At 71.6% G+C, this 14,091-nt stretch carries 11 protein-coding genes, 1 other RNA gene and 2 pseudogenes; 7 read left to right on the top strand and 7 right to left on the bottom strand.

Annotation, left to right across the window (positions count from 1 at the left end; all coding sequences use genetic code 11):
• Window positions 1-178: 178 nt before the first annotated feature.
• From RUTHE_RS08180 to mnmH, 4 genes and pseudogenes are all read left to right on the top strand, one after another.
• Window positions 179-1,441, top strand: a complete 1,263-nt coding sequence (locus RUTHE_RS08180; RefSeq protein WP_040645519.1) for a glycerate kinase type-2 family protein — start codon at window positions 179-181, stop codon at window positions 1,439-1,441.
• 8 nt (window positions 1,442-1,449) lie between these two features.
• Window positions 1,450-2,070 carry a YdeI/OmpD-associated family protein gene (locus RUTHE_RS08175; protein WP_021097899.1) on the top strand — a complete coding sequence of 207 codons (621 nt, stop codon included), beginning with the start codon at window positions 1,450-1,452 and terminating at the stop codon, window positions 2,068-2,070.
• Window positions 2,071-2,081: 11 nt separating this feature from the next.
• A pseudogene (gene selD, locus RUTHE_RS08170) lies at window positions 2,082-3,138 on the top strand (selenide, water dikinase SelD).
• Between the two features lie 2 nt (window positions 3,139-3,140).
• A complete protein-coding gene (gene mnmH, locus RUTHE_RS08165) occupies window positions 3,141-4,223 on the top strand; it encodes a tRNA 2-selenouridine(34) synthase MnmH (RefSeq protein WP_021097897.1) in 1,083 nt (360 codons plus the stop codon).
• On the opposite strand, the gene RUTHE_RS08160 is transcribed toward mnmH, so the two are convergent.
• Window positions 4,192-4,668, bottom strand: a complete 477-nt coding sequence (locus tag RUTHE_RS08160; protein ID WP_021097896.1) for a lipocalin family protein — start codon at window positions 4,666-4,668, stop codon at window positions 4,192-4,194. The two genes, mnmH and RUTHE_RS08160, sit on opposite strands and share 32 nt — an antisense overlap.
• 15 nt (window positions 4,669-4,683) lie before the next feature.
• On the bottom strand, window positions 4,684-5,727 hold the full coding sequence (locus RUTHE_RS08155) for an aldo/keto reductase (RefSeq protein ID WP_021097895.1): 1,044 nt from the start codon (window positions 5,725-5,727) through the stop codon (window positions 4,684-4,686).
• Between the two features lie 160 nt (window positions 5,728-5,887).
• Here RUTHE_RS08155 and RUTHE_RS08150 point away from each other — a divergent pair.
• Window positions 5,888-6,630, top strand: a pseudogene (locus RUTHE_RS08150) (SDR family NAD(P)-dependent oxidoreductase).
• Window positions 6,631-6,711: 81 nt separating this feature from the next.
• A complete protein-coding gene (gene metG, locus RUTHE_RS08145; protein WP_021097892.1) occupies window positions 6,712-8,427 on the top strand; it encodes a methionine--tRNA ligase in 1,716 nt (571 codons plus the stop codon).
• A gap of 4 nt (window positions 8,428-8,431) precedes the next feature.
• Here metG and RUTHE_RS08140 read toward each other — a convergent pair whose 3' ends face one another.
• Window positions 8,432-9,679 carry an AI-2E family transporter gene (locus tag RUTHE_RS08140; protein WP_021097891.1) on the bottom strand — a complete coding sequence of 416 codons (1,248 nt, stop codon included), beginning with the start codon at window positions 9,677-9,679 and terminating at the stop codon, window positions 8,432-8,434.
• A 229-nt stretch (window positions 9,680-9,908) separates the two neighbouring features.
• Here RUTHE_RS08140 and RUTHE_RS08135 point away from each other — a divergent pair, with 229 nt between their 5' ends.
• On the top strand, window positions 9,909-10,700 hold the full coding sequence (locus RUTHE_RS08135) for a DUF1013 domain-containing protein (RefSeq protein WP_021097890.1): 792 nt from the start codon (window positions 9,909-9,911) through the stop codon (window positions 10,698-10,700).
• Window positions 10,701-10,893: 193 nt separating this feature from the next.
• Here RUTHE_RS08135 and recR read toward each other — a convergent pair whose 3' ends face one another.
• From recR to ffs, 4 genes are all read right to left on the bottom strand, one after another.
• The gene (gene recR / locus RUTHE_RS08130; protein ID WP_021097889.1) at window positions 10,894-11,490 is read right to left on the bottom strand and encodes a recombination mediator RecR; all 597 of its coding nucleotides are present in this window, start codon (window positions 11,488-11,490) and stop codon (window positions 10,894-10,896) included.
• 9 nt (window positions 11,491-11,499) lie between these two features.
• A complete protein-coding gene (locus tag RUTHE_RS08125) occupies window positions 11,500-11,853 on the bottom strand; it encodes a YbaB/EbfC family nucleoid-associated protein (protein WP_021097888.1) in 354 nt (117 codons plus the stop codon).
• A gap of 90 nt (window positions 11,854-11,943) precedes the next feature.
• Entirely contained in the window at window positions 11,944-13,755 is a 1,812-nt protein-coding gene (locus tag RUTHE_RS08120) for a DNA polymerase III subunit gamma/tau (protein ID WP_021097887.1), read from the bottom strand.
• Between the two features lie 106 nt (window positions 13,756-13,861).
• An RNA gene (gene ffs / locus RUTHE_RS16035) (signal recognition particle sRNA small type) lies at window positions 13,862-13,957 on the bottom strand.
• Window positions 13,958-14,091: the final 134 nt, after the last annotated feature.

Raw genomic sequence — 14,091 nt, 5'->3', positions numbered from 1 at the left:
CGACCGCCCGCCCCATGACCCTGCCCCGGATGCGGCCCATGGGCCTGACCCGGATCGGTTCCCGTGCCCCCTCGGCCGGTCCCGGGGCCGGAGCCCCGGCAGTCTCCCGTGACAGCGTCCATGCAGGCAGGCATGATCGCCGCGCAGGGCAGGAGGCAGCAGGATGACCGGAGTCAGGATGAGACCGGAGGACCGATCCCTTCTCCAGCGCCTGTTCCGGGCGGCAGTCGCGGCGGCCGAACCGGAGGCGGCGCTGCGGCCCCATCTGCCCGAGCGGCCGCGCGGGCGCTGCGTGGTGCTGGGCTTCGGCAAGGGGGTGGTGCCGCTCGCCCGCGCCTTCCTGAGGCTCTGGGACGCCCCTTGCGAAGGCGTCGTGGTCACGCGCCATGGCGAGGGGGGCGACTGCGGCCCGCTGCGGGTGATCGAGGCTGCCCATCCGGTGCCCGACGAGGCGGGGCTTCGGGCCTCGGGTGCACTGATGGGGGCGGTGCAGGGCCTGACCGAGGATGATCTGGTCGTGGTCCTGGCCTGCGGAGGCGGCTCGGCGCTGCTGCCCTGCCCGCCGGGAGGGCTGACGCTCGAGGACGAGGCGGCGCTGAACCGGGCGCTGCTCGCCTCCGGGGCACCGATCGCGGTCATGAACGCGATCCGGCGGCAGGTGTCAGGCATCAAGGGGGGGCGTCTGGCCCGGGCGGCGCATCCGGCACGGGTCGTGACGTTCGTCGTCTCGGATGTGCCAGGCGACGATCCGGCCGCGGTCGCCTCGGGCCCCACGGTGCCGGCGCCGGGCACGCGCGAGGAGGCGCGCCACCTGGCCGCGCTGTGGGGGGTGGATCTGCCCCCGCGCGTGGCGGCCTGGCTGGCCGGGCGCGAGGGGCTGCCCCCCCTTCCGTCCGATCCCGCCTTCGCGCGCGACAGCGTGCGGGTCATCGCCTCGGCGCGGCTGTCGCTCGAGGCAGCGGCGCGGGCAGCCGCGGCCGAGGGGGTGACGGCGGCGATCCTTTCGGACGCGATGGAGGGCGAGGCGCGCGAAGCCGGCCGCGTCCTGGCCGCGATCACCCGCGAGGTGGCGCTGCGCAACCGCCCCTTTGCCCGGCCCGTGCTGCTGCTCTCGGGCGGGGAGACGACGGTGACGCTGCGCGGCAGCCCCGGTGCGGGGGGGCGCAACACCGAATTCGCGCTGGCCCTGGCCCTGGCCGCGAACGGAGTCGATTTCGCCGCACTGGCAGCGGACACGGACGGGATCGACGGGACGGGTCCGCAGGCCGGCGCCTTCGTGGATGGCGGCACGGCCGCACGGCTGCGGGCGCAGGGGATCGACGGGATGGAGCGGCTGATGGCCCATGACAGCGCAGGCGCCCTCGGCGCCCTCGGCGACCTGTTCGAGACCGGACCCACAGGCACGAATGTCAACGATTTCCGCGCGATCCTGCTGCGCTGAGGGGGGCGATGATCACGGAGGCAGACGACTATTTCGCGCAAGGCTGCGGGCGATGCGGCCGCTTCGGCACCGCGGATTGCGCGACGCAGCGCTGGGCGGAGGGACTTGCGGCGCTGCGGCGGCTCTGCCTCGCGGCAGGGCTCGAGGAGGCGGTGCGCTGGGGCCATCCCTGCTATCGCCATGCCGGGCGCAATGTCGCGCTGATCGGGGCCTTACGCAGCGATTTCCGCCTGTCGCTGTTCGAGGCGGGGCTGCTCGCGGATCCCGAGGGGCTGCTCGAGCCGTCCGGGCCGAATGCGCAGCAGGCCGATCTGATCCGCTTCCGTTCGGCCGCCGAGGTCGAGGCCCGGGCCGGGGCGATCCGGGCGCTGCTGCAACAGGGGATGCGCCATGCCGAAGAGGGGCGGCGGGCGCCGAGGAATCGCGAGGTGCCGGATCTGCCCGAGGAGCTGGTCGCCGCGCTCGACGCCGACCCGGAGATGGCCGAGGCCTTTGCGCGGCTGACGCCGGGGCGGCAGCGCAGCTATGTCATCGCCCTGTCGGACGCGAAGACGGCCGCGACGCGGGCGGCGCGGATCGCGCGGTGGCGCGGGCGCATCCTGGCCGGCAAGGGAGCCCTGGAACGATGAAAGGCGAGGCGATGACGGAGGACATGAAGCAGGAGCCGCGGCTGACATCGCTCAGCCATGGGGGCGGCTGCGGCTGCAAGATCGCGCCCGGGCGTGCTGGCGGAGATGCTGCGCGGTCTGAAGGGCGGGCCGGTGCCCGAGGCCCTGCTCGTGGGCATCGAGACGGCGGACGATGCTGCGGTCTGGCGGCTGAACGAGACCCAGGCTCTCGTGGCGACGACCGACTTCTTCATGCCCGTCGTGGACGACCCCTTCGATTTCGGCCGCATCGCCGCCACCAACGCGCTGAGCGATGTCTATGCGATGGGCGCCCAGCCCATCATGGCGCTCGCCCTGGTGGGGATGCCGATCAATGTGATCTCGACGGCGACGATCGGGCGCATCCTGGAGGGGGGCGCCACGGTCTGCGCGGCCGCCGGGATCCCGGTCGCGGGGGGGCATTCGATCGATTCGGTCGAACCCATCTACGGCCTGGTGGCGCTGGGTCTTGTCCATCCGGATCGGGTGCGGCGCAATGCGGCCGCGCGGGCGGGCGATCTGCTGGTGCTGGGCAAGCCGCTGGGCGTGGGCATCCTGTCGGCCGCCCTGAAGAAGGGCCGGCTCGATGCGGCAGGCTATGACGCGATGATCGCCTCCACGACCCGGCTGAACAGGGCGGGGCCGGAGCTTGCGGCGATGACGGGCGTGCATGCAATGACCGATGTGACGGGCTTCGGGCTGGCAGGCCATGCTCTCGAGATGGCGCGGGGGGCGGGACTGACGCTGCATCTGGAATGGAATGCGGTGCCCCTTCTGCCGGGCGTGCGGGATCTGGCGGCCGAGGGCTGTGTCACCGGCGCGTCGGGGCGCAACTGGGCCGGCTATGGGGCCGAGGTGGTCCTGCCTGCCGGTTTCGCCCCCGAGGATCGCGCGCTGCTGACCGACCCGCAGACCAGCGGGGGGCTGCTGGTGGCCTGCGAGCCGGCCGCGGCCGAAGCGGTGCTGGAGGCGTTCCGCGCCCATGGCCTGACCGAAGCGGCGGTGGTGGGCCGCTTCGCGGAAGGCCCGCCCGTCCTGACCCTGGGCTGAGCATGGCGGTCGTCTTCGGTTCGGTCGGGGCCTTCCTCGCCCATGGCTTCGACGATCTGATCGATGTGCGCAGTCCGGCCGAATTCGCCGAGGACCATGTGCCGGGCGCCCTGAATCTTCCCGTGCTGTCGGACGCCGAACGGGCGCGGGTGGGCACGATCTACGTGCAGGAGAGCCCCTTCCTTGCGCGCAAGATCGGCGCGGCCCTGGTGGCGCGCCATGCCGCGGCCCATCTGGAAGGCCCCCTGCGGGACCGCGGCGGGGGCTGGCGGCCGCTGGTGATGTGCTGGCGCGGGGGGATGCGGTCCGGGAGCTTTGCCACGATCCTGCGCGCGGTCGGCTGGCGCGCGGAGACGGTCGAGGGCGGCTACCGGAGCTGGCGGCGCCTCGTGCAGGGGATGCTCTATCGCGATCCCCTGCCCCATCGCCTGCTCAGGATCGACGGCCTGACGGGAACGGGCAAGACGGCGCTGCTGGCCCGGCTCGGGCGGCTGGGGGTGCAGGTGCTCGACCTCGAGGCGCTGGCCGGGCATCGCGGCTCGCTGCTGGGGGCCCTGCCGGGGGGACAGCCCTCGCAGAAGGCCTTCGAGACGGCCCTGGCGGCAGGGCTGGCGCGGCTCGACCCGGCCCGCCCCGTGATCGTCGAGGCCGAGGCAAGCAAGGTGGGCGAGCGGGCGCTGCCGCCTTCGCTCTGGGCGGCGATGCGGGCCGCCCCGGCCGTGCTGGTCACCGCCCCGCCGGAAGCGCGGGCGCGCTTCCTCGCCCGGGGCTATGCCGATCTCGCCGCCGACCGCGAGGGTCTCGAGGCGATCCTGCGCCGACTCGTGCCGCTGCGGGGGCGCGCGACGGTCGAGGGCTGGATCGCCCTGCTGCGCGAGGGACGGATCGAGGCCCTGGCGCAGGCGCTGATGGAGGGGCATTACGATCCCGCCTATCGCGCAGCCCGTCTGCGCCATCCGCTGCCGGTGCTGCTCGAGCTGCCGATGGGCGCGCTGGAGGAGGCCGATCTCGATCGCGCGGCGAACCGCATCGCGGCGCTGGCCGAGACCTGGGTCAGGGCAGGCGCGCCAGATCGTAGCCGTTGAAATCGAGCATCTCGCGCGCGGCTGCCATGCGGTCCGGGGATATCGCGCCGGGGCGATCCATGATCCAGCCGAAGCGGCCGTCCGGCGTCCCGACGACCGCCGTGCGGAAAGCGTCATCCACCCAGAGCACCCACAGATCCACCCCCGCGCCGCGATAGCGGCCGGGGCCGGTCGCTGTGGTCGGCAGATCCGCACTCCCCAGCCGCCAGAGCACCGACCCGCCCGCGCCGGGGGCCACCGCAACGCGCGTCCCCGGCCGGACGGGAAGCGGGCCGGGATAGGCCGCCGTCACCACCCAGTCCCCCGCGAGATCGGCCGCGGAACCCCGCGTGGTCGAGCCGATGGGGACGTCCGGGCTGCGGAAGGAGGGGGCCGGGGGGATGCCGGATGGCCCGGCACAGGCGGCAAGGGCGAGCAGGGGCAGCAGGACAGGGACGCGCGACACGGAAGGAGATCCCCGTCAGAAGGGCATGGGGTGTTCGCGGTGCAGCGCGTCGATGCGCGCGGCGAGATCGGGAGGCACCGCGACATCAAGGCCCTTCAGCGCATGGGCAAGCTGACCGGCCGTGGTCGCCCCGAGCAGCGGGATCGAATCGAAGGGCCGCGTCCGGTGCCAGGCCAGCGCCATGTGGACGGGATCCATCCCTGCCTCGGCCGCAAGGGCGCGATAGGCGGCCTCGGCCGCGAGGGCACGGGCGGTGTAACGCCCCCCGAGCCGTCCGTCGCCGACCGCGAGGCGGCTGCCCTCGGGCCTCGCGCCATCGGCATATTTGCCCGTCAGCAGCCCCGCCGCGAGCGGCGAGAAGGCGAGCAGCGTCACCTGCTCCATCGCTGCCGCCTCGGCCATGTCGGTATCCCAGAGCCGGCAGAGCAGGGAATATTCGTTCTGCACCGCCTCCATCCGCGGGCCGCCTGTCGCGGCAGCGCGATCGAGCCAGCGCAGCGTGCCCCAGGCCGTCTCGTTCGACAGGCCGAAGGCACGAATCTTTCCCTCCTCCGCCAGCCTTGCGAGGGTCCCGAGCACCTCGTCCATGCGGGCGAGCACCGCCCCGCGATCCGTGGGCGGGGCATAGGTCCAGTTACGGCGGAAATGGTAATGATCGCGTTCGGGCCAGTGGAGCTGCCACAGGTCGATGCGATCCGTGCGCAAGCGCCGCAGCGAGGCTTCGCAGGCCTGGCGCAGGGCGGCGGGATCGAAGCCCGTCTCCCCGCGCAGGACATTGCCGGGACCGGCGATCTTGGTTGCCACGACGACGCGGGCGCGGGCTTCTCCGCGGCGGGAGAGCCAGCGGCCGAGGATCTCTTCCGAACGGCCGGCCGTCTCGGCCCGGACGGGATTGACGGGATACATCTCGGCCGTGTCGATCAGGGCGATCCCCGCCTCGAGCGCCATGTCGAGCTGGCGATGGGCGTCCTCCTCGGGCGTCTGGTTGCCGAAGGTCATGGTCCCCAGCCCCCAGTCCGGCACCCGGATGCCCGAGCGCCCGATCTCCAGCTGCCGCATGTCCTGCTCCTGTGCTGCTGTCCTGCCTTGTCGCGGGCGACCCTAGCGCCCCCGGAGGGGCTGTCCAAGCCGTCCGGATGATCCAGATCAAGGCGTACGACCCGAACAGAGACCAGGGTCGCGGCAGACCGCAAAGAGACGGACAACGAAGGAGATCGACATGCCCCATGATTTCACCGGCCAGACGGCCATCGTCACCGGTGCGGCCTCCGGCATCGGGCTGGCCATCGCGCGCGATCTGGCGAAGGGGGGCGCGCGGGTGGTGCTGAGCGACCTGAAGGACGAGGCCCTGGCGCAGGCCGCCGAGGGAATCGAGGGAGCGCTGACCTGCGTCTGCGACGTGGCCGATCCCAAGGCGGTCGAGGCGCTCGTGGAGTTCGCCATCGCCGAGACGGGGGGCCTGCATCTGCTGGTCAACAATGCCGGCATCGGCGGTCCGGCAGCCGTGACAGGGGAATACCCCCTCGAGGGCTGGGACAAGGTGATCGCCGTCAACCTCAACGGCGTGTTCTACGGGATGCGTTTCGGCCTGCCCGCGATCGAGAAGTCCGGGGGCGGGCGATCGTCAACATCGCCTCGATCCTCGGGACGGTGGGTTTTGCCACCTCGCCCGCCTATGTCGCGGCCAAGCATGCCGTGGTGGGGCTGACGAAGACGGCCGCGCTCGAATACGGCACGCGGGGCGTGCGGATCAACGCGGTCGGCCCCGGCTTCATCCGCACACCGCTGCTCGATGCCCATCTCGATGCGGCGGCGAGGGAATTCCTCTCCGGGATGCATGCCGTGAAGCGGATGGGCACGGCCGAGGAGGTCTCGGCCCTGACCTGCTTCCTCCTGTCGAAGGAGGCATCCTTCATCACGGGCAGCTATCACCTCGTGGACGGGGGCTATACCGCACAATAGCCCAGCCGGGCTGAAAGCGCTCTGGCGGTGCCGGGGCGCCGCCGCTAAAGGGAGGCCCGACACGGAAAGGGCCTCCCGGACATGGCGCGCCATCTGATCACCTCGGCCATCCCCTATATCAACGGCATCAAGCATCTGGGCAATCTGGTGGGCAGTCAGCTCCCGGCCGACCTCTATGCCCGCTATCTCCGCGGTCGCGGGCATGAGGTGCTGTTCCTCTGCGCCACCGACGAGCATGGCACGCCGGCCGAGCTGGCTGCCGCCAAGGCGGGCGAGCCGGTCGCCGACTATTGCCGCCGGATGCATGCCGTGCAGGCCGAGCTGGCGCGCGGCTTCCGCCTCAGCTTCGATCATTTTGGCCGCTCCTCCAGCCCGCAGAATCATCGTCTGACGCAGCATTTCGCAGGGCGTCTGGCCGAGGCGGGCCTGATCGCCGAGGTGGTCGAGCAGCAGATGTATTCGGTGGCCGATGGCCGCTTCCTTCCCGACCGCTATGTCGAGGGCATCTGCCCCAACTGCGGCTATGACCGCGCCCGCGGCGACCAGTGCGAGAACTGCACCAAGCAGCTCGATCCGACGGATCTGATCGAGCCGCGCTCGGCCATCTCCGGGAGCCGGGATCTCGAGCTGCGCCAGACGCGGCATCTCTATCTGCGCCAGTCGGCCCTGAAGGACCGACTTCTCGCCTGGATCGAGAGCAAGACCGACTGGCCGGTGCTGACGACCTCGATCGCGAAGAAATGGCTGCTCGACGGAGAAGGCTTGCAGGACCGCGGCATCACCCGCGATCTCGACTGGGGCATTCCGGTCAGGAAGGGGGACCAGCCCTGGCCGGGGATGGAGGGCAAGGTCTTCTATGTCTGGTTCGACGCGCCCATCGAATACATCGCCTGCGCCGCCGAATGGGCCGAGGCCCGGGGCCTGCCCGATGCTGCCTGGGAGCGCTGGTGGCGCACGGAACGGGGCGCCGCCGATGTCCGCTACACCCAGTTCATGGGCAAGGACAACGTGCCCTTCCACACCCTGAGCTTCCCCGCCACGATCATGGGATCGGGCGAGGACTGGAAGCTCGTGGACTACATCAAGTCCTTCAATTACCTCAACTATGATGGCGGTCAGTTCTCCACCTCGCAGGGGCGGGGGGTGTTCATGGATCAGGCCCTGTCGATCCTGCCCGCCGATTACTGGCGCTGGTGGCTGCTGTCGCATGCGCCCGAATCCTCGGACAGCGAGTTCACCTGGGAGAATTTCCAGGCCTCGGTGAACAAGGATCTGGCCGATGTGCTGGGCAACTTCGTCTCGCGCGTGACCAAGTTCTGCCGCTCGAAATTCGGCGAAAGGGTGCCCGAGGGCGGCGTCTGGGGCGAGAGGGAGCGGGCGCTCGCGGCCGAGCTCGGGCGGCGCCTGTCCGCCTATGAGGCCGCCATGGACGCCATCGAGGTGCGCCGGTCGGCCGAGGCGCTGCGGGCCATCTGGGTTCTGGGCAACGAATATCTGCAGGCGGCCGCGCCCTGGGCCACCCACAAGACCGATCCCGCGCAGGCCGCGATGCAGACGCGCCTCGGGCTCAACCTGATCCGCCTCCATGCGGTCCTGTCGCGTCCCTTCATCCCCGATGCGGCAGAGGCGATGATGGCGGCCCTGGGCTGCGAGGACTGGTCCTGGCCCGCCAGCGCGGAGGCCGCGCTTGCCGTCCTGCCTGCCGGACAGGGCTTCACGGTGCCGGATGTCCTGTTCCGCAAGATCACCGACGAGGAGCGGGCGGAGTGGCAGACGCGCTTTGCGGGGCGGCGCTGAGCCCTTAGCGCGCGTCGCCGCCGTCCTGCCCCGTCACCGCGTCGAGACCTTCATAGGTCGTGCGGTTCGTGAGCATCAGCGCCCAGGGGCGCAGGGCGGGGACATGCGCGCCCAGCACCACGAGCGAGACGGTGATCGGCACGGCCAGCAGCGCCCCCGCGATGCCCCAGAGCCAGCCCCAGACGAACAGTGCAACAAGGATCACGAGCGGCGACAGCGCGATGTTGTGGCCCTGCATCCGCGGCTCGACGACATTGCCCATCACCTGCTCGATGACGAGGATGCCCGCCCCTACCGCGAGCGCGGTGGCAAAGTCCTGCGTCAGCAGCGCATAGGCCACCGGCAGCAGGCCCGAGATCAGCGCGCCTACCGTAGGGATGAAGGTCAGCAGCAGCGTGATCGCCCCCCAGACGAGCAGCAGGTCCATCCCCCAGAGCCAGAGCCAGCCCACATAGAGCGCTGCCGTGACCAGTCCGATCCCCCCTTGGATCAGGAAGTAGGACCGCACCCGGACGGCGATGGTGTCGGCCGCATCGAGCAGCATCCCGGCCGTGTGCCAGCCCGATGCGACGCGGATCTTGCGTTTCCAGTCATCGCTCTCGAGCAGGATCAGGAAGGCGAAGAACAGCACGATGACGACGCCCGCGCCGATGGCGGCAGTGGCGTTGAGGACGGCTGTGGCAACCCCGCCCGCTGCCGCGAGGGCCTGGTCGCCGAACCGCTCGATCAGGAGGCGAAGGTTCTCGGGCGAGATCCATGTGCCGGATCCGAGGGCCTGGAGCAGCGAAGCGGAGGCCTCGGAGTCACCGGGGTGGCCGTTCCCCTCCTTCTCCTGCGTCAAGGCCCTCTCGGCGGCGGCTTCGGCAGCGGCGAGTGCCCCGCGTCCGGCGTCCTGTCGGGCGGCCATCGCCTCGGCAATGCCGGCGGCATCGACAGGCGTGGCGGCGACGAGCTGGCGGGCGGCCAGCCACAGACCCATGGTGAAGACCACGATGACGGCCAGCATCACGAGCAGAGCGGCCAGTGGGCCGAGCCAGCCGAAGCGTCGCGGCACCCGGCGGCGCACCGCATCGCGCAGCGGCATCGCGGCGAGCGCGATGAGGACCGCGGCCACAAGCGGGATCAGCACAGGGGCCATGGCCCGCAGCGCCGCCCCCACAGCCACGAGGGTGAGGACCAGCAACAGCCCCCCGTGCAGTCCGTCCCGGTCGGGCGCAGGCGGCGCGGCATCGGCCCCGGTGGGATCATCCATTCGGACAGCTCCTTTCCCGCCTGTGGCCCCGTGAAGGGGTTTCGGACGACAACCGGTGCCGTGCAGGCGCGGTTCCTCCGGCGGGCACGTCCTTGCGACGACAGGCTTCCCTTTGCAGCAGGACTGACCTATATGCGCCCCGAGTTCCCCGACAGCGAGAACCGGCCGCCCGCCCGGGCGGCGCCCCCGGCGGGGCCGGGGAGAGGCCTTGACCGCGAGGATGCGACCCATGACCGACCGTCCGCTGATGGCCCGAGCCACGGCCGTCTGGCTCATCGACAACACGACGCTGTCCTTCAAGCAGATCGGCGATTTCTGCGGCATGCACGAGCTGGAAGTGCAGGGCATCGCCGATGGCGATGTGGCGGCCGGCGTCAAGGGCTTTGACCCGATCGCCAACAACCAGCTGACCCTCGAGGAAATCCGCCGCGGCGAGGCGGACCCGTCCTACCGCCTCAAGCTGAAGGTCAATCCTGCCGCGATCGGCGAGGAGAAGCGACGCGGTCCCCGCTATACGCCGCTTTCCAAGCGTCAGGACCGCCCGGCGGCGATCCTCTGGCTGGTCAAGTTCCATCCCGAACTGAGCGACGCCCAGATCGCCAAGCTGGTCGGCACGACCAAGCCCACCATCCAGGCGATCCGCGAGCGCACCCACTGGAACATCGCCGCGATCGAGCCGATCGACCCCGTGGCCCTTGGCCTGTGCCGGCAGTCCGAGCTTGATGCCGCCGTGCAGAAGGCCGCCGAACGCAAGGCCCGCGAAGGCACGCTGATGTCCGACGACGAGCGGCGCAAGCTCGTCTCCACGCAGGTGTCGCTGTCGATGGCGCCCGAACCCCGCCTGCCCTCGGCCATTGCCGGGCTCGAGACCTTCTCGCTCCGCGACCGCCGCGACGACCGGGAGGAGGAGGAGGGCGACGAGACGCCCCTGCCCGACATCCGCGATGCCGACAGCTTCTTCAACCTTCCCGGCGATGGCGGATCGGGGGACGACGACGAGGAGGAGGCCGGGCGCCGCTGAGGCGCCCCGCCCCGATCCCGCCCGGATCCCGATTCCTTTGCCCTGCAAGGCGTCGGCTGGCCGCGCTTCAGGGAAAGAAGAACCGGACACCACCAGGCTGTCACGGGACTTCGCAACCGCCCATCAGGACGCGGCCGGACAGCGGAACAGGCCCTGCAGAAGGCCCTTGCCCTCTTCGGAGGCGAGGCGGCCGCTAGATGGCCCGGCGGGCCCGCAGCGCCGTGCCGATGGTGCCTTCGTCGAGATGATCGAGCTCGCCGCCCATCGGCACGCCCTGGGCCAGCGTCGTCACCTGCACCCCCGCCCCGGCGAGGCGGTCGGCGATGTAATGGGCTGTCATCTGCCCGTTCACCGTCGCCCCGAGCGCCAGGATCACCTCGGTCGCCCCTTCCTCGGCGATGCGCTCCTCGAGGCGAGGGATGCGCAGATCCTCCGGCCCCACCCCGTCGAGCGCCGAGAGCGTCCCCCCCAGAACGTGATAGCGGCCGCGGAAGGCCCCCGAACGTTCCATCGCCCAGAGATCCTCCACATCCTCGACCACGCAGATCTGACCGTTGCGGCGGCGCTCGTCGGCGCAGACCGGGCAGAGATCCGCCGTGCCGAGATTGCCGCAGACGACGCATTCGCGCGCAGTCTCGGCCAGGTCGCGCATCGCATCGGCAAGGGGCAGCAGCAGCAGGTTGCGCTTCTTGAGCAGATGCAGGACCGCGCGCCGCGCCGAGCGGGGCCCCAGCCCCGGCAGCCGCGCCATCAGCGCGATCAGCGCCTCGATATCGGCGGGGGCGGGCATGCGGCGCCGTCAGAAGGGCAGCTTCATCCCCGGCGGCAGCGGCAACCCCTCGGTGGCCTTGCGCATCTCCGCCGCCATCGCCTCGGCGGCGCGGGCCGAGGCATCGCGAATCGCGGCGAGGATCAGATCCTCGACCATCTCGCGGTCCTCCTCGCGGAAGATCGACGGATCGATGCGCACCGAGCGGATCTCGCCCCGGGCCGAGGCGGTGACCTTCACAAGGCCGGCGCCGGCCTGCCCCTCGACGGTGATGGCATCGAGACCGGCCTGGGCGGCGGCCAGACGGTCCTGCATCTCCTGGGCGGCCTTCATCATCTTTGCCATGTCGCCGATCTGGCCAAGTCCGCCGAGCCCCTTGAGCATGTCCTGTCCTTTCGTCGCAATCCCTTGCAGATATGGCCCCGGCCCGCGCCGGGCAAGGGTGTCGGGGGTCCCGCGCGTCCCGAGGCTCTCTCACTCCTCGACGGGGTCCCAGTCGTCGGGGATCTCCTCGCCCGGTTCGGGCGCCGCCGGCAGGGCTTCGGCCCGGGCCGCCCTTTCCCGCGCGGCCTGTGAGCGGACCGATCGGAGACGGGCGCCGGGAAAGGCCCGCAGTGCCGCCTGCACGAGGGGATGGGCCAGCGCCGCCGCCGCGAGGGCGGCATCCTCGGCCGCGCGCGCCTCGGCGATGGAGGGCGCCCCGCCGGAGGGCACCACCGTCACCGCCCAGCGCGCCCCCGTCCAGGCCTGAAGCCGGCTGCCCAGCCGCTGGGCCAGATCGGGCGGCGCCGCCGGGGCGGGTTCGAACTCGATCCGGCCGGGACGATAGGCGACCAGGCGCAGCCCCGCCTCGACATCGAGCAGAAGCTGCATGTCGCGCCGTTCGCGGATCAGCGTCAGGACATCCTCGAAGCGGGCCAGACGGGCCAGCGGATCGGGTGCGGCCGCCGCCTGCGGCAGGGGCTGAAGGGGACCGCCGCCCCCGCCCCCCGGCAGCGCCGCCAGCGCCCGCGGCGGCCCCTCTCCCGACAGGCCCGATGCGGGCCTCCCCGATCCCGATGCGGGAGGAGTCGAGGCGGAGGGGGCCGGGCGCGGCGCACCCCCCCCGATCCCGCCACCGTCGAGACGGCGGACCAGCTCTTCGGGGCTTGGCAGATCGGCCACATGGGTCAGACGGATCACGGCCATCTCGGCGGCCATGCGGGCATCGGGCGCGATGGCCAGCTCCTCGATCGCCTTGAGCAGCATCTGCCAGAACCGGGCGAGCACGCGCATCGGCACCCGTTCGGCCAGCGCCCGCCCCCGGTCCCGTTCGTCGGGAGACAGGGAGGGATCCTCGCCCATCCCCGGCGCCACCTTCAGCACCGAGACCCAGTGGCAACTCTCGGCCAGATCGCGCAGGATCATCGCCGGATCGCCCCCTTCGGCAAACTGGGCGGCCAGCTCGTGCAGGGCGGCGGCGGCCTCTCCCCTCAGGATCATCTCGAAGAGGTCGAGCACCCGCCCCCGATCCGCCAGGCCCAGCATCGCCCGCACCTCGGCCGCCGTCACCGGGCCGCCCCCCGCGATCGCCTGATCGAGCAGCGAGGTGGCATCCCGCGCCGAGCCTTCGGAGGCCCGCGCGATCAGCGCCAGCGCCCCCTCCTCCACCTCCACCCCTTCGGCGGCGGCGATGCGGGCGAGAAGGGCCATCATCGCCTCCGGCTCGATCCGGCGCAGGTCGAAGCGCTGGCAGCGCGAAAGCACCGTGACCGGCACCTTGCGGATCTCGGTCGTGGCGAAGAGGAACTTCACATGCGGGGGCGGCTCCTCCAGCGTCTTGAGCAGCGCATTGAAGGCCGAGGTGGACAGCATGTGCACCTCGTCGATGATGAACACCTTGTAGCGCGCCCGCGTCGGGGCATAGGCGACCGTCTCGATGATCAGGTCGCGGACATTCTGCACCCCGGTATGGGAGGCCGCGTCGATCTCGAGCACATCCACATGGCGCCCCGCCTCGATGGCCTGGCAGTTCTCGCACAGGCCGCAGGGCGTCACCGTCGGCCCCCCCTGCCCGTCCGGCCCGGTGCAGTTGAGCCCCCGGGCGATGATGCGCGCGGTCGTCGTCTTGCCGGTGCCGCGGATGCCGGTGAGGATGAAGGCCTGGGCGATCCGCCCCTGGGCGAAGGCTGCCGAGAGCACGCGCACCATCGCCTCCTGCCCGACGAGATCGGCAAAGGTCCGGGGGCGATACTTGCGCGCAAGCACCCGATAAGGGGCCGGCGCCTCGGGGAGGAGATCCTGCATCGAGGGGATCCTTCCGCGGCTGAAGGCAGGGACGGCGCCCCAGACTAGGCGGCCGGGCCGGACAGGGCAATGCCGGCAGGACGGTCAGCAGGACGGAAGGCAGAACGGTGAGAGGCCGGACACGACCCAGGCGGAACCCGTTACGGCTGCTTCCTTCCGGACCTGACCGGGTTGGCGGGGCGACTGCCCGCGCCGACCTCTCGGCACCGATATAGGGCGGCGGCCGCCGCCCCGCAAGGCAGGCCGCATCGGGACCGGGGCCGTGGCCACCCCGCAGGACCGGCGGGCCGGCGGGCGGCGGCGGACAGGGCCGATCCGTCGCCACGCCCGGCATGG

Source organism: Rubellimicrobium thermophilum DSM 16684, assembly GCF_000442315.1.
Taxonomy (GTDB): Bacteria; Pseudomonadota; Alphaproteobacteria; order Rhodobacterales; family Rhodobacteraceae; genus Rubellimicrobium; species Rubellimicrobium thermophilum.
This window is presented reverse-complemented; position numbering and strand designations above follow the sequence as displayed.